The organism is Allobosea sp. 10N428, assembly GCF_056394545.1.
In genome coordinates, this window is the sequence record NZ_JBFTIC010000003.1 from 451133 (window position 1) to 474975 (window position 23843).

A 23843-nucleotide genomic window follows, 5' to 3' on the forward strand; every position below is an offset into this window, starting at 1 on the left:
CTCCGTCGCGAGCGGTCACGGATTGGTGCGCAGATTGGCCCTGTAATCCCGGAAACCCGCCGGCCGCCGCCGCGTTGTTCCCGCGCAGTCGCGAGGGGCATCGCTGCGGCGCCACGGGGGTGACGCTTTCGTCTTTCGGCGGATGCGAGCATGGTCGAGAACTGGAAGAATGGGCGCAAGCGACCCCGCGGTGCGTGGTTGCTTGTCGCCCTGCTGGCGATTGCGATCCTTGGCTATCAGGGCTGGCGCGAATTGAGAGGCCACGCCTCGACCGGCGGCGCCGGGACGGGGACGGCCGCGGCGCAGCGAGTGCCCGTCACCTACGCCGATGTCGGCGAAGCGGACTATCCTGTCTATGTCCGCGGCATCGGCACGGTTTCGGCCTTCAAGACCGTGACGGTCAAGAGCCGGGTGGACGGCGCGATCACCAAGGTACTGTTCAGGCAAGGCCAGATCGTTCGCGAGGGCGATCCTCTGGTCGAGATCGATCGGCGCCCCTACCAGGCTGCTTTCGACCAGGCCGTCGCCAAAAAGGCCCAGGATCAGGCCAATCTGAAGAATAACCAGCTCATTCTCGAGCGTTATCAATCACTCGCCGCAAAGGACTTCCAGTCGCGCGAGAATCTCGACACGCAGCAGGCGCAAGTCGAACAGCTCAAGGCGCAAATCCAGGGCGACCAGGCTGCCATCGATAGCGCCAAGGTCAATCTGGACTATACGACGATCAGCTCGCCGATCACCGGCCGGGTCGGGTTTCGACTGATCGATCCCGGCAACATCGTCCATGCCGCCGATTCGACCGGAATCGTCACCATCGCCCAGTTGCAGCCGATCGCGGTCGAATTCACCGCGCCGCAGGACCGTCTCCAGGCGATCGCCAAGGCCTTCGACGGCGGACAGGTCCCGGTCGACGCTATCTCCTCGGATGGCAGGCGGACGCTGGCGCGCGGCCAGCTCGTCGCCATCAACAACACCGTCGATCTCGCCAGCGGCACGATCGGCCTGAAGGCCCGCTTCGACAACCAGGACAACGCACTTTGGCCGGGGCTTTCGGTCGACACGCGGATGCGGATCGATACGCTCAAGCGGGTCGTCCTCATTCCCATGAATGGGGTGATGCACGGCCCCGACGGCCTGTTCGCTTATGTCATCGGCGACGACGGCAAGGTGAGCGCCCGGCCGATCCAACTGGGTGCCAGCGACGATGAGCGTGCGGTGGTCGTGTCCGGGCTCGGCCTCGGGCAGAGGGTCGTGGTCGCCGGCCAGTCCCGCCTGCAGGAAGGCACCCTGGTCGATGCCAGGCCGATGCGTCCCGAGACTCAAGCGCCAACCGCCTCGAACGCGTCCGCCGAAATATCCCCGGCCTCAGCCAAGAAGGCGGACTGAGCTATGGCCAGCAGAATCTCCACGCCCTTCATCCGTTTCCCGGTCGCCACTTCGCTACTGATGGCCGGCCTCTTGCTCGTCGGGGTCGTCGCCTATCCGCAACTGCCGGTCGCGCCATTGCCGGAGGTGGATTTCCCGACGATCCAGGTCTCGGCCAACCTGCCCGGCGCAGATCCCGCCACCATGGCCGCAACCGTCGCGCAACCGCTGGAATCCCAGTTCGCTCTGATCCCCGGCGTCGCGGAGATGACCTCGTCGAGCCAGGCCAGCTCGACCCAGATCACTCTCCAGTTCGATCTCTCGCGCAATATCGACGGCGCCGGCGCGGATGTGCTCGCCGCCATCAATGCGGCCTCCGGCCAATTGCCCAAAAACCTGCCGAGTCCGCCGACTTATCGCAAGGTCAATCCGGCCGACTCGCCGATCCTGCTGCTCAGCGCCACATCCGATACCTTGCCGCTCACGCAGGTCTCCGACGAGGCTCTCACCAAGCTCGCCCAGGCGATCAGCCAGATCGGAGGCGTGGGCCAGGTCAATGTCGGCGGCCAGCGGACGCCTTCGATCCGCATCCAGGTCGAACCGGCGAAGCTGGTCGCGCGCGGGCTATCCCTGGAAGACATACGCACACCGCTCTCCGTCACCACGGTCAATAGCCCGAAAGGCACCATCAACGGCAGCGCCCGCGCCTACACGATCTACGCCAACGACCAGCTCACCGACGCCAAGAACTGGAACGACGTGATCATCGCCTATCGCGACGGCAACCCCGTGCGCGTGCGCGACATCGGCCAGGCGGTCAGTGCGCCGCTCGACGATACACAAGCCGGCTGGGCCGACGGCAAGCCCGGCGTGTTCCTGGTGATCTTCAAGCAGCCGGGGGCCAATGTCATCGCCACCGTCGACAAGGTCATGGAAGCTCTGCCGCACCTGACTGCCGGCATCTCGCCCGGCATCAAGATCGGCGTGCTGTCCGACCGGACGCAGACGATCCGCGCGGCGGTCAAGGACGTCCAGTTTACGCTGCTGGTCACGATCGCCCTGGTTGTTCTGGTGATCTTCGTCTTCCTGCGCAGCCTCTGGGCCACCATCATCCCGTCTTTGACGGTGCCGCTCGCGCTGCTCGGCGCCTGCGCCCTGATGTGGTTCGCCGGCTACAGCCTCGACAACCTCTCGCTGATGGCGCTGACCATCGCTGTCGGCTTCGTGGTCGACGACGCCATCGTGATGCTGGAGAACATCACGCGCCATATCGAGGACGGCGAGGAGCCGATGGCCGCCGCCATCAAGGGCGCGAGCGAGATCGGCTTCACCATCCTGTCGATCTCGATCTCCCTGGTGGCCGTGCTGATCCCGCTGCTGCTGATGGGCGGTATCATCGGCCGGCTCTTCCGCGAATTCTCGGTCACGCTGGCGATGGCCATCATGGCTTCCGCGGTGATCTCGCTGACGCTGACGCCGATGATGGCGTCGCGCTTCATGAAACCGCTCCGCGAAGTGCATCACGGCCGAATCTATCAGGCCAGCGACAGGCTGTTCCGGGCGCTTGCCGGCGCTTACGAGCGCAGCCTCGACGTTGCGTTGCGCTTCCGATTTGCCACGCTGATGGTGTTTTTCGCGACGCTCGCGCTGACCGTCTACCTGTTCGTCATCATTCCGAAGGGCTTCTTTCCGCAGCAGGATACAGGTCTGATCACCGGTGTGATCGAGACCGCGCAGGACACCTCCATCGCGGCCATGGCCGGCCATATGGAGGAGGTCGGCGCCATCGTGCTCAAGGACCCCGCTGTCGACCATATGGCGATGCGCATGGGCGGATCCGGGGGTACTCTCAATGACGGCCTGATGTACATTACGCTGAAGCCGCGCGAGGCGCGTACCGACTCGGCCGACGAGGTGATCCGCCGGCTGCGCGCGCAGACCGGCCGGCTGGAAGGCGCAAGCCTCTACCTTCAGGCGGCGCAGGATGTGCGCGTCGGCGGCCGGCCCTCGCGCACGCAATTCCAGTTCACCCTTCAGGGGACCGACGTCGCCCAGCTCGACGAATGGGCTCCCAAGCTGCTCGCCAGGATGAAGGCGATGCCGGAGCTGCGCGACATAGCCTCCGACCAGCAGGCATCGGGCTCCACCCTGACCCTGACGATCGATCGCGACCAGGCCGCGCGCTATGGGCTGACGCCGGACGTCATCGACGCCACGCTCTACGACGCCTTCGGGCAGCGCCAGATCGCCAGCTACGCGACGCAGCTCTCAACCTACTATGTGGTTCTCGAGGTGCTGCCCGCGCTGCAGCAGAAAATCGCGACGCTCGATCAGATCTATCTGCGCTCCGCGACCACGGGCGCCAACGTACCGCTCGCAGCCATCGCCACATGGACCACGGTCCCGGCGCAGCCGCTGGCAATCAACCACCAAGGCCAGTTCCCGGCGGTGACCATCTCCTTCAACCTGGCGCTGGGCATCGCGCTCGGGCAGGCGACGGCTGCCATCAGCAGCCTGGAAAATGCGATGGATTTGCCTGCGACGATCACCACGTCGTTCCAGGGCACGGCGCAGGCCTTCCAGGATTCGCTCTCCTCGGTGCCGCTGCTGATCGCTGCGGCGCTGGTCGTGGTCTATCTGATCCTCGGAATCCTCTACGAGAGCTACATTCACCCCCTTACCATCCTCTCGACCCTGCCTTCGGCCGGTGTCGGCGCTCTTGCGACCTTGCTGCTCTTCGGCTTCGATTTCAGCCTGATCGCGCTGATCGGCCTCATCCTGCTGATCGGCATCGTGAAGAAGAACGGCATCATGATGGTCGACTTCGCGATCGCCGCCGAGCGCGAGCAAGGCTTATCCTCGCTGGAGGCTATCCGCCGCGCCTGCCTGCTCCGTTTCCGCCCGATCCTCATGACGACCATGGCCGCCCTTCTTGGTGGCGTGCCGCTGATGCTCGGCCACGGCACGGGCTCGGAGATCCGCCAGCCGCTCGGCTACGCCATGGTCGGCGGCCTCTTCGTCAGCCAGTTGCTGACCCTGTTCACGACGCCGGTGATCTATCTTTATCTGGACGCGTTCTCGAACTGGCTCGTCCCGGCGCACAGCGCGACAGCTATCGGGATCGAAGAAGGGCATGGGGTGGTCCCCAACACCGATGGCTGACGGTGGCCGAGCTAAAGAGAGAGCTTCCCTGCCGAGGGCTCAAGAAGGCCGGTCTGCGGAGTGATGACTTCAAGGCCGCCGAACCGTCGATGACGAGCCCAAGGCGAACACGTGCCGGCTTGAATTCCTCCAATGCCCGCAAGATGCACGAGCGGAGAGCGGACGACGGCCCGGGTCGAAGGACGGGCCGCCGGGCATCTGGGCGAGAAGGTCCTGTTCAGGATCATGCCCGAAGGCCTCATCGTTCCAGCCAACGCCGAACCGACGCGGCCATCGCAGCCATGTGGTCGCTCGCCGAAGATCCCGAGGCCTTGCGTGGCTTCAGATCGTGATCGCCGTCTTCCAGCCAAACGATCTCAATGTTCTGTGACAGCTGATATCCGCTGACCTCATCACGGCTGCCGAACGCGTCGCGCGCGCCCTGCACGATCAATGCCGGTGTCGCCAGGCTTGCGAGATGCTGCGTTCTCAGTTGCTCCGGCTTTCCAGGCGGATGGAAAGGATATCCGAGACACAATAGGCCGGTGATGGCACCCGCCGCATACAGCTCATCGGCCACCATGCTGGCGACACGACCACCCATCGATTTACCGCCGATAATCAGCGGCCCGGTCCGCCCAAGCGCCGCCAGCGCCGCGCGATATTCCGGGATCAGTTTCTCGGCGCGCGGCGGCGGCTTGCGCCCGGCTTCGCTGCGACGGCTGGCCATATAGCTGAACTCGAAGCGAACAACACGAAAGCCTTCAGCGGCCAGCGCGGCCGACGCCGCTTCCATCGACGTGCGCCCGCGCCGTGGGCCAACAGGATCGTGTACCTCCCTTGCTCGGGCCCTTCGGTGAGAAAGTTCACGATCGTCGACTCCATTGGAAGACTGCGGCAGGAAAGCCCTGAACTTGGCTCAGAGCATATGCTTGATCCATGGAGCGCTCCGAATCTTCCCCAACCGTGACCGCCGCGGTTCTCCCCACGGTTGCGGTCCCGGCACGATCGTTGCACCATCCCGGCTTGCCCCACGACCGGATCGCATTCTTGGCCCGTACCGACCTGCGCAATTCGTCCCGCTATTGGCGCGACCCTCGGGTTCCGGGCCTGAGCTGCCTCGTCGCCGACTTCACGAGCCATGATTACGCCCCCCACAGCCACGAGGCCTTCGTCGTCGCGATGACGGAGGTCGGCGGCGCCGAATTCAAGAGCCGCGGACGGAACGACGAAGCCAGGACTTCGACGCTGCTCGTATTCAACCCCGACGAGCCGCATTCCGGACGCATGGGTTGGAGCGAACGCTGGCGTTATCGCGGGCTCTATCTGACCCCGTGCGCGATCGAGGCCCTCAATTCCGCGCTCGGTTTGGAAACGACGGCGTATTTCTGCCGAAATACCTTTCATGATGCCGATCTGATCGAGGCCTTCCTCGAGCTGCACCGCATCCTCGACGCCGGAAACGACCCTTTCGAGGAGCGCGAACTGCTGGTGCGCAGCTTCGGAACCCTGATCCGGCGCCATGCCGCCGGCAAGGCGGATCTGATGCTGCCCCGGCGCGATGCCACCAAGGCCGCCCGTGTCCGCGAGATCATGCGCGAACGCCACGCAGAGGAACTCACGCTTGACGAGCTCGGCGGCGCGGTCGGGCTCACGCCGTTCCAATTGATCGCGCTGTTCAGACGCAGCACAGGCCTGACGCCGCACGCCTATCTCACGCAGTTGCGCCTGAAGGCCGCGATCGCCTGCCTCGGCCGCGGCACAAGCATCGCCGCAGCCGCCCTCGACGCCGGCTTCTACGATCAGAGCGCGCTGACGCGGCATTTCAAGCGCAGCTACGGCATCACCCCGCTGCAATGGGTGCGCGCGACCGCCGGCTGATCCGCTTTTTCAATTTCCGCCAATAGCCCCGCGGCCTGGCGCGCCAATCTCGTCCCCATGCGGATGCCCTCTCGGCATCGCGGAAAGGATGAGATGAATGTCCCGCTATTTCTGCCTCGACAATCCCGAGGTCTTGACGCTCGCGACGCAGGTCGTCGAAGCCGGGCCGGGCTGGGTCGTTCTCGCGGAAAGCCCCTTCTATCCGGGTGGCGGCGGGCAATTGCCCGATCGCGGCTCATTGGAATGGGCTGGCGGCGAGATATCGGTCGCGGGCTTCGAGAATGAGGCGGGCCGGCTTCGGCATCTGCTGGCCGCGCCCATCGAACTCCCGGCCGACCGGGTGGAGGCCCGGGTCGATCCGACCTTCCGCAGGCGCATGCGTGCGCTCCACACCGATCTGCACATCGTCAACGCCGTCGTCTTCCAGCGTTTCGACGGGGCGCTCGTCACCGGCGTCCAGATGAACGAGGACGGCACCGCGCGCATCGACTTCGACCTGCCGGATGCCGATAACGACCGCCTGCGCGCGATCGAGGAGCCGGTGAATGCGCTCATCGGGCAAGACCTCGCGGTCCGGCAGGACTATCTCCCGGAGCAGGCGGCCTTCGCGGAGCCGGGCCTGATCCGCTCGCGCTCGGTCGCTCCGCCGCCGACTGCGGACGGGCAGGTACGCATCGTCGAGATCGTCGGCCTCGACCGTCAGGCCTGCGGCGGCACCCATCTCGCCTCCACCGGAGGCTCGCCGCCGATCCGCATCCTGAAGATCGATAACAAGGGCCGGCACAACCGCCGCCTGCGGATCGGCCTCGCGGGCGCGCTGTGAGGCCGGCGATGTCGATCCTGCGGCGTCTCTGGGACCAGCCGTTGCTGCTGCTTCCCCTGCCGCCCCTGTTCTGGGCCGGGAACCTTGTGCTCGGGCGGGCATTGGCCGGCTCGTTCCCGCCGGTCTCGCTCGCGGTCGGGCGCTGGCTGGTCGCCCTGGCCTGCCTCGCGCCCTTCGTGCTCGGTACGATCCGTGCGCAGCGCCAGGCGCTCTTTCGCGCCCGCTGGCTCATCCTCGCCTGCGGAGCCTTCGGCATCGCAGGCTATAATGTGCTCGGCTACGTCGCCCTGCAGAGTGCGCCGGCGGCCAGCGTCGCCTTCCTCAACTCGACGCTGCCCCTGATGGTGCCGCTCGCGGCCTTCATGCTCGGGGTCGAGCGCGTCTCGGCGCGCACGCTCGCGGGCATCGCCATCTCCTTCCTGGGCGTGGCCTGGATCGTCGCGCGCGGCGAGCCGTCGACGCTGTCGCGTCTGGGCTTCGGCGGCGGCGAGCCGTTGCTGCTGGTCGCGGTCGCCAACTACGCCGTCTATTCGGTGCTGTTGCGACGTCGCCCCGCCGATCTTGATCCGCTCGTCTTCCTGGCCGCGACGATGGTGGCGGGGCTTTTCGTGCTGCTGCCGTTCTGGGTCTGGGAGCTGGCGCAGGGCGCCACGATCCCCACAGCGTCCGGCCCGCTCGCCGCCGTGCTCTACATCGGCATCTTCGCCTCGCTGCTGGCCTTCGTCATCTGGAACCGCTGCGTCGCGACGCTGGGGCCGAGCGTCACTGGCGCCTCCTTCCATCTCGTCGCCCTATTCACCGCGGTGCTCGCCTTCCTCCTGCTGGGCGAGCCGGTGCGCCCGTTCCATCTCGCCGGTGCGTCGCTGATCCTCTGCGGCTTCGGTCTCGCGGCCTTCAGCGGGCGCCCTTTCGTCTCCCGTTCCTCCGGAGCTCTCAAGCCATGACCGTGTTTTCGCATGAAGCCTTCGCCGATCACGAGCAGGTGGTGTTCGTCTGCGACGCAGCAACCGGGTTGAAGGCGCTGATCGCAATCCACGACACCTCGCTCGGCCCTGCGCTCGGCGGCTGCCGCATGTATCCCTATGCCGACGAGCAGGCGGCCTTGCGCGACGTGCTGAGGCTCTCGCACGGGATGACCTACAAGGCCGCGGCCGCAGGGCTCGACCTCGGCGGCGGCAAGGCGGTCATCATCGGCGATCCGCGCCGACAGAAGACGCCCGAGCTCCTGCAGGCCATGGGCCGGGCGGTCGAGCGGCTCGGCGGGCGCTACATCACCGCCGAGGATGTCGGCACCTCGGTGGCCGATTTCGCCGAGGTTCGCAGGACGACCGGCCATGTCGTCGGCCTGCCCACCGAACTCGGCGGCAGCGGAGACCCGTCGCCGACCACCGCGCTTGGCGTCTTCCACGGCCTGAACGCGGCCGCGCGGCACCGTTGGGGCGCGACGCGCCTGTCCGGCTGCGCGGTCGCCGTCCAGGGATTGGGCAATGTCGGCTGGCATCTCTGCCAGTTGCTGCATGAGGCAGGGGCGTCGCTCACGATCAGCGACCTCGACGAGAGCCGCGTTGCGAAGGCCGTCGCGACATTCTCGGCCTGCGCCGTGGCCCCCGAGGCGATCTATGCGGCTGAGGTCGACATGTTCGCCCCTTGCGCGATGGGCGCCGTGCTGGACGATACGAGCATCGCCCGGCTGCGCTGCGGCATTGTCGGTGGCGCTGCGAACAACCAGCTCGCCCGCGAGGACCATGGCGAGCAGTTGCGCGCCCGCGGCATCCTTTATGCACCCGACTTCGTGATCAATGCCGGTGGCATGATCCGCGTTGCCTCGGAGCGCACGGGCTACGACCAGGATTTCGTCGATCGCGGCGTCGAGGGTATCGGCCGCACGCTGCAGGCGATATTCGAGAGCGCAGAGGCTGCCGGCGTGCCCACCCAGACGGCCGCCCTGCGCCATGCGCGAGCCCGGCTCGCCCGCGCCCGTGGCGGGCATGCTTTGGCGGCCTGAGCCGATGAGCGCGACCGTCTCACTGCTGGAAGAGCTGGTCGGCTTCGACACCACGTCGAGCCGATCGAACCTGGCTCTCGTCGGCCGCGTCGCCGACCGCCTCGACGGCCTCGGCGCCCGCATCCGGCTCAGCCATGACGACGACCGCACCAAGGCGAACATCCTCGCCAGCTTTGGGCCGCAGGTGCCGGGCGGTATCGTGCTGTCCGGGCATACCGACGTCGTTCCGGTCGCCGACCAGGCTTGGTCATCCGATCCGTTTCGCCTGATCGAGCGCGACGGCAGGTTGTACGGCCGCGGAGCCACCGACATGAAAGGCTTCGTCGCAGCTTGCCTGTCGGCGGCCGGCGGTCTGGCGGCGTCCGGTCTTGCCCGGCCGGTCCATATCGCCTTGTCCTATGACGAGGAGGTCGGCTGCCTCGGGGTTCCGCGCCTCATCGACGATCTGTTGGCCCATGAGGAGAAGCCGGCGCTCGCGATCATCGGCGAGCCGACCGGCATGCGGATCGGCGACCGCCACCGCGGCTTCCTCGGCTTCCGCGTGCGCTTCGAAGGGCGAGCCGCGCACTCCAGCGACCCCGGCGCCGGCGCGAGCGCGATCTATCCCGCAGCCGATTTCATCCGCTTCCTGCGGACCATCGGGCATCGCACGGGCGTCGGCATCGATGGGACGACGATCAATGTCGGCCGGATCGAGGGGGGCACGGCGATCAACATCGTGCCATCCGCCTGCGAGGTGGTCTGGGAATTCCGGCCGGTCACGGCGACCGACGCCGCCGAGGTCGAAGCCCTTGTCCGCGCCTATCTCATGCGTGCGCTGCCGGACGATGTCCGCCTGTCGATAGCGCGGGACATCCACGTGCCGCCGCTGTCGACGCAGAACGAAGGGGCCGCGCTTGCGGTCGCGACAGCACTGGGGGGAATCGCCCCGCCCTTCCCGATGCCTTTCGGCACGGAGGCCGGCTTCTTCCAGTCGGCCGGCATCCCGGCCGTCGTGTGCGGCCCAGGCTCGATCGAACAAGCACATCAGCCCGACGAATGGATAGCGCGGGCCGAGCTCGATGCAGCCGACTCCTTTCTCGCCCGCCTTATCGACTGGGCCAGCCGACGAGAAGCCTGAAAGCCCGTGGCCTCGACGCCAGGGCCTGTTCCAACGAGGGGATCACCATGACAGAGTTTGCAGCCGCCCATACCGTTCCCGAACGAGACGCAGCCGCCGGAACTGGCACGTTTTCGAGCCGACGAGCCGTGATCGCCGCGGTCGTCGGCAACACGCTGGAGTGGTACGATTTCGCAGTCTACGGCTTCTTCGCGCTCACGCTCGCCAAACTGTTCTTTCCTGCAGGCGACGCGACGGTTTCGCTCCTGCTGACCGTCGCCACCTTTGGCGTCGGCTTCGTGATGCGCCCGGTCGGCGCGCTCGTGCTGGGAACGCTCGCCGACCGGCGCGGCCGCAAGGCCGCGCTCTCGCTGACGATCCTGCTGATGGCACTGGGCACGGCCATGATCGGCTTCGCGCCGACCTATGCGATGGCCGGAGCCTGGGCACCGGCCATCATCGTGCTCGCGCGGCTGGTCCAGGGTTTCTCCGCCGGCGGCGAGATCGGCGGCGCGACCGCCTTCCTGGTCGAGCATGCACCTCCGGAACGCCGTGGCCTCTATGCGAGCTGGCAGCAGGCGAGCCAGGCCGGTGCCCTGCTGCTGGGCTCCTTGACCGGCGCGCTGCTCACCGGCCTCCTCCCGCAAGCGGAGCTTGAGGCCTGGGGCTGGCGCGTGCCGTTCCTGATGGGGCTGCTGATCGCGCCGGTCGGTCTCTATATCCGCTCTCGCGTCGACGAGACCGAGGCCTTCAAGGCGATCCTGCGCGAGCGCGCCGCGCGGCCCGAGGTCACCTTCTCACCGCTGCGCGACACGCTCGGGCAACACCGCGCCGCGGTGATCACCGGGATTGGCATCACCATCGCCTGGACGGTCTGCACGTACTTCTTCCTGGTCACCATGCCGACCTATGCGGTGCGCCAGCTCGGCGTGCCGCAAAGCGCGAGCCTTCTCGCCAACAGCGTCGGTCTCGTCGTGATCGTCATGCTGGCACCGGTGTTCGGCGCCTGGTCGGACAGGATCGGCAGGCGCCCGATCATGCTGGCATCCGCACTGGGGCTGCTTCTGCTGAGTTGGCCGCTGCTGCATTGGTTGACGAGCCAACCCGGAGCGCTCAACCTCATGCTTGCGCAGATCGTCTTTGCCCTCCTGATCGCAGGCTTCAGCGGCCCCGCGCCGGCTGCGATGGCGGAGCTCTACCCACCCGCCATGCGCTCGACCGGCCTGTCCATCGCCTACAATCTCGCGGTTACCGTCTTCGGCGGCTTCGCGCCCTTCATCACGACCTGGCTGATCGCCCGGACTGGCAGCGCTCTCGCACCGGCCTGGTACGTGATGCTGGCGGCAGCCATGAGCCTCACAGCCTTGATCGCAGGCCGCAACCTGCTGAAGGCGGCCTTCGGCCGGTGATCGGAACCGGCGCTGCCAGTCCCACGGCAGTTGACGGAGGCAGCAGCGCCGCAAGCCCGGTAGCCAAATCGCAGCAAGATTGCCGGCGGGAGGCAGAGCATATGACAGCGTGTGACTCAGCCGAAATGGCTGCTCGCCAAGAGCGCAAAACCCGGGAACGCCGCAGACTGGGCCCGGACCGGCCTTTTCGCGCGGCGCTCCTGAAGGATCGACAAGCCGCAATACCGGAAACACGGCGCGTCAACGTCGATCCGGTCCTTCGATGTCAGCAAACGCCCGCCGCGGCCTCGGCCGCGCGCGGCAGGCGGTTCTTCCTGCAGCAGGAAACGTTCAGAGCAATTTAAGATCGCCGGCTGCGGTCTTGCCGCGTTCGGTCTTCAGCTCGAAAGAAACCTTCTGCCCTTCCGTCAGCGTCATCATACCGGCTTCCTTCACGGCAGTAATATGGACGAACACGTCCTTGCCGCCTTCCTCCGGTTGAATGAAGCCATACCCCTTTTCAGTATTGAACCATTTTACGGTTCCGGTCGCCATCGCCACATCCCTCGAAGCCGCGCCCACCGCCCTCCGCGCCATGTCGCGGAAGCCGGCAACAGAAGGATTCACCGAAAACCGAAACTTGTCGAGATTAAACACGATTCAGACGAATCAAATAATCGTTCAAGACCTGACCACGACGAATTGTGTCGTTGCTGCAGCACGGGACGATCCACCGAGGTAAATTTCCACCTCGCCCGGGTCGACGACGTAACGTCCCTGTTCGTCATGGGCCCCGAGGTTCGAGATCTCCAGTTTGAATCGCACGGTTTTCGTCTCTCCGGCCGCAATCATGACCTTCTCGAAGCCTTTCAGCTCGCGCACCGGCCGCGAAAGGCTCGCGACGGGCTGGCGGATATAGAGCTGCACCACTTCCTGCCCGTCGCGCGCGCCCGTATTGGTGACGTCGACGGCGACCTCGACGGAGCCGCCGAGCCGCACCGACGAGGCCGAAACGCGCGGATTGGCATAGGCGAAGTGGCTGTAGGAAAGCCCATAGCCGAAGGGGTAGAGCGGCTCGGCGCGCTCGTCCATGTAGATGGACGCGTAGCGCTCGCCCGGTTTTTCCGGCCGGCCGGTCGGAAGCTGCCCGTAATAGACCGGGATCTGGCCGACCGAGCGCGGGAAGCTCATCGGCACCCGCCCCGACGGATTGTAGCGGCCGGTCAGGATGTCCGCTATCGCGGTCCGCCCCTCCGTGCCGCCATGGAAGGTCTGCAGGATCGCGCCGACATGCTCGCTCGCCCAGGTCAGGATGAGCGGCCGGGCCGTCGCCAGCACCAGAACCACCGGCTTGCCGGTCTTGACCAGCGCCTCGAGCAGTTCCTGCTGCACCCCCGGCAGCCCAAGCTTGGTGCGTGAGGCCGCCTCGCCGATGAATTCGCAATCTTCGCCTAGCATCGCGAGCACGAGATCGCTTTCGGCGGCGGCGCGGATCGCAGCCTCCTTGTCGGCGAATTCCGTGCCGCAATTCTTGGTGAAGGCAGGCTGATAGGTAACCGAGACCTCCTTCGGCAACCGCTCGCGCAGTGCGTCCGGCAGAGGCGTGATGACCCGCCGGCCCAGTCCGGCGGGATCGGTCCAGACCCGCTCGTCTTCCGGCACCGCCATCGCACCGATAACCGCGACCGACTTCACCGTGTCGCGAACCGGCAGCGTCTCGTCGGCGTTCTTGAGCAGGATCGCGCCTTCGCGTGCCGCTTGCAGTGCGACCTCACGGGCGGCCGGCATCTGCATCTGGCGCGGTGCGGCAGCCGGATCGACATCGGGCCTCTCGAACAGGCCGAGATAGAACTTGACGCGCAGCACCCGCCGCACCGCCTCGTTCACCGCCTTCATCGGCACGCGGCCGGCACGTACCTCGTCGGCGAGGTGCTTGTGGTAGACGTCGCCCATCATGTCCATGTCGATTCCGGCCAGGAGCGCCTTGCGGGCCGCCTCGGCATCGTCGCGCGCGATGCCGTGCAGTCGGAGCTCGGAGATCGAGCCGAAATCGGAGGTGACGAAGCCGCGGAAACCCCAGCGACCGCGCAGCAGGCCGGTCAGCATGGCGCGATGCGCCGTCGTCGGCATGCCGTTCAGCGCCGTGAAAGCCGCCATCGCCGTCATGGCTCCGGCCTCGAAAGCGGCCTTGAACGGCGGCAGATGCAGGTCGAAGAGCCGGCTCGTCGGAATCCAGGTCGCGTTGTAGTCGCGCCCCGCCTCGACGGCGCCATAGCCGACGAAGTGCTTCGGCGTCGTCGCCACCCCGCCGCGCTGGTAGCCGCGCGTGCGCGCAGCCGCGACGACGGCCCCGAGATAGGCGTCCTCGCCCGCTCCCTCCAGAGCGCGGCCCCAGCGCGGATCGCGCGAGATGTCGACCATCGGCGCGAAGGTCCAGTTGATGCCGGCGGCCGAGGCCTCCCGCCCCGTCCAGTAGGCCGCCTGCTCGATCAATTCCGGGTTCCAGCTCGAAGCCTGTCCGAGCGGCAGCGGAAAATAGGTCGAGAAGCCATGGACCGCGTCGAGCCCGATGATCAGCGGGATTTTCAGCCGGCTCTCGCGCGCGGCCTTCTGCACCGCCAGAACCTCGGCCGGCACGACGAAGTTCATCACCGCGCCCATGTCGCCGCTGCGGACCTGATTGATGTCGAAGCCTTCGCCGCGCCCCGAGAGGTGGAGCTGGCCGACCTTCTCCTCAAGCGTCATTCGCGCGATCAGCGCATCGACCTTGCGTTCGATCGCGCGCGCCTCGCGTCCGGTTTTCCAGGCGACAGGCTGCTGTGCCCATGCGATGCCGGTCGGGATCAGCAGCAGCAGGGCCGCGACAAGCCGCAGAAGCATCGAGGGCATCTCTCCGAAGAATACGGGAAGTAGGAGAAGTCCGCGCCTCACTGAATGGTTCCCCGCCTCCTGGCTCGTCCATTGCATAGCCTCTGGCGCTCGCAGCCTCCAGCCGATACAGGGCTCGCCATGTCCCAGACCGCCGTCGCCGCCATGCCGCAGCAGCACCGTCTCTACGAAGATCTGCTCGCCCTTCCCCTGGGCACGCTGATGATCAGCATCGGCATCGTGCTCTTTGCCAAGGCGACGCTGCTGACGGGCGGCGCGGCCGGGCTCGCCCTGCTGCTGCAATTCGCCACGGGCGCCGATTTCAGCCTGCTCTTCTTCGTCATCAATCTGCCCTTCTACTGGCTCGCCTTCCGGCGGATGGGCTTTGCCTTCACGCTACGCACGATCGCTGCCGTTGCGCTGATCTCGCTCTTCGTCTGGGCGACCCCGGGCTGGTTCCGGATCGAGGCGGTAGCGCCGCTCTATGCCGCCATCGCCGGTGGCGTCGCGATGGGGCTCGGCCTGCTGGCATTGGCGCGCCACCGCACCGCCATCGGCGGGGTCAACATCCTCGCGCTCTACATGCAGGAGCGCCATGGCCTGCGCGCCGGCTTGGTCCAGCTCGGCATCGACGCGGGGATCTTCGCGGCCGCCCTTTTCGTGCTTCCGCCGGACAAGGTCGCCCTGTCGCTGGTCGGCACGCTCGTGCTCAACGCCATCCTGGCGATGAATCACAAGCCGGGCCGCTACATGGCGATCTCCTGATGGAAGGCCCTCCTACTGCTCGGAGAGGTTGCGCCCTGACCATCGGCATGCGAGTCAGCCGAAGCAGCTGACGGGAAGCGAACGGCGAGACGAGACCATGGCCCAGCCTCTGACCATCGAAGACCTGCGCCTCCTGGCCAAGCGCCGCGTCCCGCGCATGTTCTACGACTACGCCGATTCCGGCGCCTGGACCGAGAGCACCTATCGCGCGAACGAGACCGACTTCGCCAAGATCAAGCTGCGCCAGCGCGTCGCCGTCGACATGACCGATCGCTCGCTGGCATCCGAGATGATCGGCCAGCCGGTCTCGATGCCGGTAGCCCTCGCCCCCACCGGCCTCACCGGCATGCAGCACGCCGATGGCGAGATCCTCGCGGCGCGCGCAGCCGCCAAGGCCGGCGTGCCCTTCACCCTCTCGACCATGAGCATCTGCTCGATCGAGGACGTGGCGAACCACACCCAGGCGCCGTTCTGGTTCCAGCTTTATGTGATGAAGGACCGCGACTTCATCTCCCGCCTGATCCAGCGTGCCAAGGCCGCCGGCTGCTCGGCGCTGGTCCTGACGCTGGACCTGCAGATCCTCGGCCAGCGCCACAAGGACATCCGCAACGGCCTCTCCGCCCCGCCGAAACCGACGATTGCCAACCTGATCAACCTCGCCTTCAAGCCGCTCTGGTGCCTGAAGATGCTGGACACGCCGCGCCGGCAGTTCGGCAACATCGTCGGCCACGTCAGCGGCGTCGCCGACATGTCGTCGCTCTCCAACTGGACCGCCAGCCAGTTCGATCCGAAGCTCAACTGGGACGACGTCCAGTGGATCAAGGATCAATGGGGCGGCAAGCTGATCCTCAAGGGCATTCTCGACCCGGAGGACGCCGAGATGGCGGCCAAGAGCGGCGCCGATGCGCTGATCGTCTCGAACCATGGCGGCCGCCAGTTGGACGGCGCCCTGTCCTCGATAGAAGCCCTCCCCGGCATCGTCGAGCAGGTCGGCAACCGCATCGAAGTTCTGTTCGACGGCGGCATCCGCTCGGGTCAGGACGTACTGAAGGCGGTCGCGCTCGGCGCCAAGGGCACCTTCATCGGCCGCGCCTTCCTCTACGGGCTCGGCGCCATGGGCGAGCAGGGCGTCACCGCCGCGCTCGACATCATCCGCAAGGAACTCGACGTCACCATGGCCCTTTGCGGCAAGCGTGACATCAGGGATGTCGATGCGAGCATCCTTGTCGGCGGCAAGCCGACAGCCTGATCTACCGCGCGGAGACCCTACCCTGAGACCCCTGGCCTACAACCCGGGCGGGACCGCGCCGGCGGACCTGCCCGCGGCGGCTCGCTTGAGCCTCCCGCAGCGACTATTCGCCGGCCCATCCTTCGCAGACCGTCTGGCGGCCGCTGGTAACCGGCCGGCCGGCTTCGACTATCTGCGCCTCCTGCTCTCGACGCTCGTCATCGTCACTCATGCGGTGGGTGTGGCCTACGGCGTCGGCGAAACGCTTCGGATCTTCGGCGGAGCGCTGCGTCCGGCGGTGGCCCTGATCCTGCCGATGTTCTTCGCATTGAGCGGCTTTCTCGTCGCCGGCAGCCTCGAACGCTGCCGGTCGCTGATCTCGTTCCTCGGGCTGCGGCTGCTCCGGCTGGTCCCGGCCCTTGCCGTGGAGACCTTTGCGGCAGCCATCGTTATCGGCGCGATCTTCACGACGCTGCCGCTGAAGGAGTATTTCGCCAGCCCGCTCTTCCGGCAGTATTTCCTGAACATCCTCGGCGTCGTCCAGTTTCTCCTGCCGGGCGTGTTTCTGGACAATCCGTGGCCGGGACTGGTCAACGGCCAGCTCTGGACCCTGCCATGGGAGCTGTACTGCTACCTGATCATCGCCGGCATCACGGCAATCGGGCTGTCGCGCCGGGAGGATCGCGCTCTTGCAACGATCCTCGTCGTCCACGCCGTCATTTTCGTCATCTATGTCCTGATCAGGCGTCAACAGCCGGGCGTCACCGTCTCGGGGCCCGTGCTGATCCTCTGTTTTCTCTACGGCATCGGCTTCTATCTGTTCCGGAACCGGATCGTGTGGAGCAAGGCGCTGTTCGCGCTGTCCCTCGCAGCGACGCTGCTGGGGTTGAGCTTCCCGGGCGGCGACTATCTGATCGCCCTGCCCTGCGCCTATCTGACTGCCTTCATCGGGCTGACCCGGCCGCGCCGCGTCTGGCTGGTCTCGTCGGGCGACTATTCCTATGGCCTGTTCCTCTACGGCTTCCCGATCCAGCAGGCCGTGGTCGCCAGCTTCGGCGCGGGAGGACAGTCCTGGTGGGCCAATGCTGCCATCTCCTGGTGCCTGGCATTCGCCCTCGCCTTCCTCTCCTGGCACCTCGTCGAAAAAAACGCGATGAAGCTGCGCCCGCGGCTCCTCGCCACCGAAACAAATCTGCTCGCGCGCCTGCCGGGGCCCGATGTCTTCGCCGGATGGCTCCGCTCTCGCCGCGTCATCACCGCCTTTGCCGTAGTGCTCATCGCCGCCGCGGCAGCCGGCACCTATCTCGCGTTGCGCAAACCGGCCGAGAACTTCCCGCTTCTGGCGAGGCTCGCAGTCATCAACGCCCAGATCGGCGAAGCCGACGCGGATTATGTTTTCATAGCCGGCGACTCCAACGCCGAGATGATCAACTCCACCCATCGCCTCTGCGGCCGCAACGTCGTCAACGCCGGTATCAGCGGCGCCAAGATGACGGATATGAACGGCCATTGGGCGAAGTTCGCTTTTACGAAGAAGCCAAGCAAAATCGTCATCCTGGTCGGCACCAACGACCTGCATCGCAAGCGTAATCCCACTCAGCCGAAGTACCTCGACGCATTCGAACGCAACACAGACCGGCTCATCGCCAGCGCAGCCGCGCTGTCCGCGAAGGTCTTCGTCGCCGCCGTTCCCCCCGCCGAGCCCTCGATGATCAAATATTATGAGCCGGCGGCGGTCGTCGCCCTGTCGGAGAGGCTGAAGCGGGCCTGCGATCGCAACGCCTGCACCTTCATCGACCCCTTCGCCGGCACCCGCGACGGAGCCGACGGCCTCGCCAAGCCGGACAGCACCCATGACGGCATCCATGTGCGGTCGTACCGGGAGGCCATGACGTCGGTCGAAGCCGAAATCTGCGGCTGATCGCCCGCTTTCCGAAGCCGGCCCAAAAGCCTCGGATGGCCCCTCCTCCGCAGAGCGGCCGGTCGGCGCCCGCCGCCTCCCCAAAAGCAAAGCCCGCCGGCGACCGGAGGCGCATCGGCGGGCTCGACGGAAGGCAGCGGCAGGACGAGAGCGCCGCATCGCGCGGCGCCCTCGCGAAAGCTCAGCGCGTGAACTTCTTGTACTGGATGCGCTTCGGAATGGTGGAGTCGATGCCGAGGCGGCGCTTCTTGTCCTCCTCGTACTCAGCGAAATTGCCCTCGAACCACTCGACATGGCTGTCGCCCTCGAAGGCGAGGATGTGGGTCGCGATGCGGTCGAGGAACCAGCGATCGTGGCTGATGATCACGGCGCAGCCGGCGTAGTCCTCCAGCGCCTCTTCCAGCGCCCGCAGCGTATCGACGTCGAGGTCGTTGGTCGGCTCGTCGAGCAGGAGGACGTTGGCGCCCGATTTCAGCATCTTGGCGAGGTGGACGCGGTTGCGCTCGCCGCCCGAGAGCGAGCCGACCTTCTTCTGCTGGTCGCCGCCCTTGAAGTTGAAGGCCGAGCAATAGGCCCGCGAATTGATCTCTTTCTTGCCGAGATAGATGATGTCGTTGCCGCCCGAGATCTCCTCCCAGACGTTCTTCTTGTCGTCGAGCGAGTCGCGGCTCTGGTCGACATAGCCGAGCTGGACGCTCTCGCCGATCTTGATCGTGCCGGCATCCGGTTTCTCGACGCCGGTGATCATCTTGAACAGCGTCGTCTTGCCGGCGCCGTTGGGACCGATGACGCCGACGATGCCGCCCGGCGGCAGCTTGAAGCTGAGCCCGTCGATCAGGAGCTTGTCCTGGAAGCCCTTCGACAGGTCCTCGAAATCGACGACGTTGTTGCCGAGGCGTTCGGCGATAGGGATGATGATCTGTGCGGTATCCGGCCCCTTGTTCGAGGCCTTCTGCACCAGTTCGTCATAGCGCTGGATGCGAGCCTTGCTCTTGGCCTGCCGCGCCTTCGGCGAGGCCGCCATCCACTCCGCCTCGCGCTCCAGCGTCTTCTGGCGCGACACGTCCTCGCGGCCTTCCTGGGCGAGGCGCTTCTGCTTCTGCACCGACCAGGCCGAGTAATTGCCCTCATAGGGAATGCCCTGGCCGCGATCGAGCTCGAGGATCCAGCTCGTGACGTTGTCGAGGAAGTAGCGATCGTGAGTGACGATCAGGATCGCGCCCGGATAGGTCCGCAGGTGGCCTTCGAGCCAGGCGGTGGTCTCGGCATCGAGATGGTTGGTCGGCTCGTCGAGCAGCAGCAGTTCCGGCTGCTCCAGCAGGAGCTTGCACATGGCGACGCGGCGGCGCTCGCCGCCCGAGAGCTTGTCGACCTGCCAGTCATCCGGCGGGCAGCGCAGCGCGTCCATCGCCTGGTCGACCTTGGAATCGAGATCCCACAGCCCCTTCGCCTCGATCTCGTCCTGGAGATTGGTCATCTCGTCGGCGGTCTCGTCCGAATAGTTCATGGCGAGCTCGTTGTAGCGGTCGAGGATCGCCTTCTGCGGCGCGACGCCGAGCATGACGTTCTCGCGGACGGTCAGCTCCTCAGCCAGCTTCGGCTCCTGCGGCAGGTAGCCGACACGTGCGCCCTCGGCGACCCAGGCCTCGCCGGTCCACTCCTTGTCGAAGCCCGCCATGATCTTGAGCAGGGTCGACTTACCGGCGCCGTTGACGCCGAGCACGCCGATCTTGGCGTCCGGGTAGAAGGACAGGTGGATGTCCTTCAGCACCTGCTTGCCGCCCGGATAGGTCTTGGACAGGCCACGCATATGGTAGATGAACTGGCGGGACATGAGGCGAGCGGGCTCCGCTTTCAGGCGCTTGGCGACGGGATGTCGGGAAATCTGGCCGCTATGTAGCGAGCAGCCGCGCCCGCCGCAACCGCATCGGGCGATTGCGGCGGCTGCGCGTGTCCTGAACAATGGACCGACTGCGGCCGGGACTCGATCCGAGATGTCAGATTACGATGGCAAGGCGATGATCGAGCTGCGGCTGCGCGACGGCGCGCAGCTCTTCAACAGCCTCGACCCTTTCCCCTTTCGCGAGGGCGACCTCGCGGCCGAGGCCGAGGGGTATATTCTCGATTGGGCGCGCGACCTGCCAAAGGACAAGCCGATCGCAATCGTGATCCATCTCGAAAAGCCCGATTCTCCGGACAAGCCGCTGCCGGACCTCGCCACCGCCATCACCCGCTGGTTCGCAGGCCGGGCGAGCGCCGAAACCCGCGCATTGCACGAGCTTTTCCACGACGGCCGCCTCGCCTTGATGATTGGTTTTGCCGGGCTCGCCGCCTGCCTGTCCCTCAGCTGGCTGCTGACCCAGGACAGTGAAGGCCCCTTCGCGCGCGTCTTCCGGGAAAGCCTGATCATCATCGGCTGGGTGGTGATCTGGCGCCCGGCCGAAATGTTTCTCTACGACTGGGTGCCGATCCTGCGCCGCAGAAAGCTCTACCGCCGCCTCGCCGAGGCGAATGTCGAGGTCAGATTGCCCGAGCAGTGAAATGCGTATGGCGGGCCGCGTCTCGGCGCCAGTTCACAAAACCGCCAGAGCGCTTCCAACGGCCCGCCATTTGCCTGATCGTCGCCGGAAAAGGGAAAGCAGGAGCGTGCGATGAATCTGTCGAGCCCCTTCGCAGCACTGGCATTTGTCGTCGCCGCTATCGCAGGTTTCATCCCCTCGCCCACCCGCGCCCAATCCGGCGAGCCGGGCTGCCGCCCGGAGATGGCGCGCCTTGGCCTGCCGATCCAGCGCGTGCAACTGGCCAAGGACGAGGTGCGGCTGACCTTCGTCGGCCATGCCACCTTCCTGATCGAGACGCCCGGCGGTGTGAAGATCGCGACCGACTACAACGACTATGTCCGTCCGCCGGTGACGCCCGACATCGCCACGATGAACAAGGCGCATGCGACCCACTACTCGAACCATCCCGATCCCGGCATCAAGCAGGTGCTGCGCGGCTGGGACCCGGAGGGCAAGGGCGCCGCTCATCACGACGTTACGCTGGACGACGTCCGCGTGCGCAATGTGCCGACCAATATCAGGACCTATGATGGAGGCACCGATTACGACGGCAACTCGATCTTCGTCTTCGAGATCGGCGATCTCTGCATCGCCCATCTCGGCCATCTGCATCACCCGCTCGAACCCGGCCATCTGCGCGCGCTCGGCCGGGTCGATGTCGTGCTCTTCCCGGTTGATGGCAGCTATACACTTGACCAGGAGGGCATGATCGAGGTGCTGAAATCCCTTCAGGCCAAGATTATGATCCCGATGCATTTCTTCGGCGGCGGTACGCTGAACCGCTTCCTCGCCCGCACGCAGGATCTCTGGCCGGCCGAGCGGCGCGAGCAGCCGGCGATCACGTTGAGCAAGGCCACATTGCCGGCGACGCCCACCGTGATCGTCCTGCCCGGACATTAGCGCCCGGCGTCAGGTGTTCACCCCACCATCCACTGCAAAGCCCGCGCCGGTGAGGAAGCGCCCTTCCTCGCTGGCGAGATAGGCCACGGCGCCGGCAATATCCTCCGGCCTGCCATAGGCGGGAATGGCCATGCGCGCGAGTTGCGCCTCGGCACGCGGGCCGTTGGCCGGATTCATGTCGGTATCGGTCGAGCCGGGATGGACGATATTGACGGTGATGCCGCGCGGGCCGAGATCGCGCGCCAGCCCCTTGGTGAAGCCGATCAGCGCCGCCTTGCTCATCGCGTAGAGCGTCACGTTGGGTTCGACGACCCGGTCGGCGAGGCAGGACCCGATCGAGATGATCCGCCCGCCCTTGCCGAGGTACGCGGCGGCCGCCTGCGAGGCCAGCACCACCGAGCGGATATTGACCGCAAGGGTCGCGTCGATGTCGGCAAGGCTCCATTCCGCGACCGGGCCGCCGCGATAGATGCCGGCATTGTTGACGAGGATGTCGAGGCCGCCGAGCGCCTTCGCCGCCTCGTCGACAGAGCGCTTCACGGCGGCGGGATCGGCACTGTCTGCGGCGATGGCGACGCCCTTGCGCCCGAGCGCCTCGACCGCCTTCACGACCTCGGCCGCCTTGTCGGCGGAGCGCTCATAGGTCAGCGCGACATCGGCGCCCTCGCTTGCCAGTCGCCGGGCGATGGCGGCGCCAATTCCACGGCTGCCACCGGTGACCAGGGCGCGCTTTCCAGCAAGGCCGGACATGGCAAACTCCATCTATGTGATGATCGATACACAAATAGGTGACGCGCTTGCCTCACGCCGTCAAGAGAAATATATAACGACCGACACAGAAATTTCGGAGATGGAATAGCGATGGCGGAGCGAGGGCGGCCGCGCAGCTTCGACCGGCAGTTCGCGCTGCAGCGCGCCATGGAGGTGTTCTGGGATCGCGGCTATCAGGCGGCGTCGATGAGCGACCTCACCGGTGCGATGCGCATCAATTCGCCGAGTCTCTACGCCGCTTTCGGCAGCAAGGAAGAGCTCTATCGCGAGGCCATCGCCCATTTCGCCGCGACGGAGAGCGACGACATTCTCAGCCCCTTGCAGGACGCGCCGACCGCGCGTGCGGCGCTGGAAGGTTATCTCATCGCCAGCGCCGAGACCTTCACCCGCCCCGGCCGCCCACCCGGCTGCATGGTCGTGCTCTCGGCGGTCAATGCGGTCGGCGTCGGCGAGGAAACCAGCCGCATTCTGCGGGAAATGCGGGCCGGCAGCGTCACCATGATCGAGGAGCGGCTGAGCCGTGCGGTCGCGGAAGGCGAGTTGCCCGCGTCCCTCGATCTGCGGGCCCTCGCCAGCTACTACGTCACCGTCCAGCAGGGCATGTCGATCCAGGCCCGCGACGGCGCCTCGCGCGCGATGCTGGAAGCGATCGTGCAGGGCGCCATGGCGGGATGGGACGGCCTGACGCGGCCGCGTGCTGCAGCCTGAGCATTCGCGTTAACGCCTCGCTGAGGCTGATCCGAAGCTTCGCTTGCCCTTGCGGCAGATCGCGACATCCTGCCGGCAACCGGGAGATCGCCCATGCGCCGCGTCGCCGCCGCCGCCTGCCTGTTCGCCGCCGCCACCTTCCTGCCCGTTCAGGCGGAAGCCGCCGGGTTCCGTGGCGGGCGCGGCAGCGCCGCCACCAAGACCAGCCGCAGCGTTGTCATCGTCCCCGGTGCAGCCGCCGCCAATCGCGCTCAGGCTGCGGAAGCCGGAAAGCCCGAGCGGGTGCCCTTCCCGCCTTCCGACACGCCGCGCGAGGAACCCGTTCTGCTGCGCCTGACCGCCAATGAAGGCAACCAGAAGCCCTGGTGCCGGACCGATGTGGTCGTCGGCGGCTTCTGCATCCTGAACTAAGCCCCGCC

At 66.4% G+C, this 23843-nt stretch carries 19 protein-coding genes and 1 pseudogene; 15 read left to right on the forward strand and 5 right to left on the reverse strand.

All coding sequences use genetic code 11. The annotated features are described in order from the left end of the window. The first annotated feature begins 150 nt into the window (after nucleotides 1-150). The gene (locus AC1DDA_RS12410; RefSeq protein WP_476795964.1) at nucleotides 151-1386 is read left to right on the forward strand and encodes an efflux RND transporter periplasmic adaptor subunit; all 1236 of its coding nucleotides are present in this window, start codon (nucleotides 151-153) and stop codon (nucleotides 1384-1386) included. Between the two features lie 3 nt (nucleotides 1387-1389). Next, entirely contained in the window at nucleotides 1390-4527 is a 3138-nt protein-coding gene (locus AC1DDA_RS12415; RefSeq protein ID WP_476795965.1) for an efflux RND transporter permease subunit, read from the forward strand. Nucleotides 4528-4765: 238 nt separating this feature from the next. On the opposite strand, the pseudogene AC1DDA_RS12420 reads toward AC1DDA_RS12415, so the two are convergent. Then, nucleotides 4766-5391, reverse strand: a pseudogene (locus tag AC1DDA_RS12420) (alpha/beta hydrolase family protein). A 165-nt stretch (nucleotides 5392-5556) separates the two neighbouring features. Here AC1DDA_RS12420 and AC1DDA_RS12425 point away from each other — a divergent pair. The 6 genes from AC1DDA_RS12425 to AC1DDA_RS12450 all read left to right on the forward strand — a co-directional run bounded on the left by AC1DDA_RS12425 (nucleotide 5557) and on the right by AC1DDA_RS12450 (nucleotide 11723). Beyond that, nucleotides 5557-6387: an AraC family transcriptional regulator gene (locus tag AC1DDA_RS12425; protein ID WP_476795966.1), complete on the forward strand. Its 831-nt coding sequence runs from the start codon at nucleotides 5557-5559 to the stop codon at nucleotides 6385-6387. A 97-nt stretch (nucleotides 6388-6484) separates the two neighbouring features. Beyond that, nucleotides 6485-7210 carry an alanyl-tRNA editing protein gene (locus AC1DDA_RS12430; protein WP_476795967.1) on the forward strand — a complete coding sequence of 242 codons (726 nt, stop codon included), beginning with the start codon at nucleotides 6485-6487 and terminating at the stop codon, nucleotides 7208-7210. 8 nt (nucleotides 7211-7218) lie between these two features. Then, on the forward strand, nucleotides 7219-8154 hold the full coding sequence (locus AC1DDA_RS12435) for a DMT family transporter (protein WP_476795968.1): 936 nt from the start codon (nucleotides 7219-7221) through the stop codon (nucleotides 8152-8154). Further along, the gene (locus tag AC1DDA_RS12440; RefSeq protein WP_476795969.1) at nucleotides 8151-9215 is read left to right on the forward strand and encodes a Glu/Leu/Phe/Val family dehydrogenase; all 1065 of its coding nucleotides are present in this window, start codon (nucleotides 8151-8153) and stop codon (nucleotides 9213-9215) included. Before AC1DDA_RS12435 ends, AC1DDA_RS12440 begins: the two co-directional genes overlap by 4 nt. 4 nt (nucleotides 9216-9219) lie before the next feature. Next, a complete protein-coding gene (argE, locus tag AC1DDA_RS12445; protein WP_476795970.1) occupies nucleotides 9220-10335 on the forward strand; it encodes an acetylornithine deacetylase in 1116 nt (371 codons plus the stop codon). A gap of 47 nt (nucleotides 10336-10382) precedes the next feature. Next, nucleotides 10383-11723, forward strand: coding sequence for an MFS transporter (locus AC1DDA_RS12450; protein WP_476795971.1), 1341 nt, complete (start codon nucleotides 10383-10385; stop codon nucleotides 11721-11723). 330 nt (nucleotides 11724-12053) lie between these two features. On the opposite strand, the gene AC1DDA_RS12455 is transcribed toward AC1DDA_RS12450, so the two are convergent. Together AC1DDA_RS12455 and AC1DDA_RS12460 are read right to left on the reverse strand one after the other, a co-directional pair. Continuing rightward, nucleotides 12054-12257, reverse strand: a complete 204-nt coding sequence (locus AC1DDA_RS12455) for a cold-shock protein (RefSeq protein WP_441470030.1) — start codon at nucleotides 12255-12257, stop codon at nucleotides 12054-12056. Between the two features lie 126 nt (nucleotides 12258-12383). Beyond that, nucleotides 12384-14582, reverse strand: coding sequence for a glycoside hydrolase family 3 N-terminal domain-containing protein (locus AC1DDA_RS12460; protein ID WP_476795972.1), 2199 nt, complete (start codon nucleotides 14580-14582; stop codon nucleotides 12384-12386). Between the two features lie 129 nt (nucleotides 14583-14711). Between AC1DDA_RS12460 and AC1DDA_RS12465 the strand changes: the two genes are divergently transcribed. The 3 genes from AC1DDA_RS12465 to AC1DDA_RS12475 all read left to right on the forward strand — a co-directional run bounded on the left by AC1DDA_RS12465 (nucleotide 14712) and on the right by AC1DDA_RS12475 (nucleotide 18484). Then, nucleotides 14712-15335: a YitT family protein gene (locus AC1DDA_RS12465; RefSeq protein WP_476795973.1), complete on the forward strand. Its 624-nt coding sequence runs from the start codon at nucleotides 14712-14714 to the stop codon at nucleotides 15333-15335. Between the two features lie 97 nt (nucleotides 15336-15432). After that, complete coding sequence (locus tag AC1DDA_RS12470) at nucleotides 15433-16584, forward strand: alpha-hydroxy acid oxidase (protein WP_476795974.1); 1152 nt, start codon at nucleotides 15433-15435, stop codon at nucleotides 16582-16584. Between the two features lie 85 nt (nucleotides 16585-16669). Next, on the forward strand, nucleotides 16670-18484 hold the full coding sequence (locus tag AC1DDA_RS12475; protein WP_476795975.1) for an SGNH/GDSL hydrolase family protein: 1815 nt from the start codon (nucleotides 16670-16672) through the stop codon (nucleotides 18482-18484). 181 nt (nucleotides 18485-18665) lie between these two features. Here AC1DDA_RS12475 and ettA read toward each other — a convergent pair whose 3' ends face one another. Next, nucleotides 18666-20318, reverse strand: coding sequence for an energy-dependent translational throttle protein EttA (ettA, locus tag AC1DDA_RS12480; protein ID WP_441512181.1), 1653 nt, complete (start codon nucleotides 20316-20318; stop codon nucleotides 18666-18668). A 160-nt stretch (nucleotides 20319-20478) separates the two neighbouring features. Here ettA and AC1DDA_RS12485 point away from each other — a divergent pair, with 160 nt between their 5' ends. Beyond that, the gene (locus AC1DDA_RS12485) at nucleotides 20479-21024 is read left to right on the forward strand and encodes a hypothetical protein (RefSeq protein ID WP_476795976.1); all 546 of its coding nucleotides are present in this window, start codon (nucleotides 20479-20481) and stop codon (nucleotides 21022-21024) included. Nucleotides 21025-21135: 111 nt separating this feature from the next. Then, the gene (locus AC1DDA_RS12490; RefSeq protein ID WP_476795977.1) at nucleotides 21136-21945 is read left to right on the forward strand and encodes an MBL fold metallo-hydrolase; all 810 of its coding nucleotides are present in this window, start codon (nucleotides 21136-21138) and stop codon (nucleotides 21943-21945) included. Between the two features lie 9 nt (nucleotides 21946-21954). Here AC1DDA_RS12490 and AC1DDA_RS12495 read toward each other — a convergent pair whose 3' ends face one another. Further along, nucleotides 21955-22695 carry a 3-oxoacyl-ACP reductase family protein gene (locus tag AC1DDA_RS12495; RefSeq protein WP_476795978.1) on the reverse strand — a complete coding sequence of 247 codons (741 nt, stop codon included), beginning with the start codon at nucleotides 22693-22695 and terminating at the stop codon, nucleotides 21955-21957. 111 nt (nucleotides 22696-22806) lie between these two features. On the opposite strand from AC1DDA_RS12495, the gene AC1DDA_RS12500 reads away from it, so the two are divergent. Then, nucleotides 22807-23424, forward strand: coding sequence for a TetR/AcrR family transcriptional regulator (locus AC1DDA_RS12500; RefSeq protein ID WP_476795979.1), 618 nt, complete (start codon nucleotides 22807-22809; stop codon nucleotides 23422-23424). Nucleotides 23425-23517: 93 nt separating this feature from the next. Beyond that, complete coding sequence (locus tag AC1DDA_RS12505) at nucleotides 23518-23835, forward strand: hypothetical protein (protein ID WP_476795980.1); 318 nt, start codon at nucleotides 23518-23520, stop codon at nucleotides 23833-23835. Nucleotides 23836-23843: the final 8 nt, after the last annotated feature.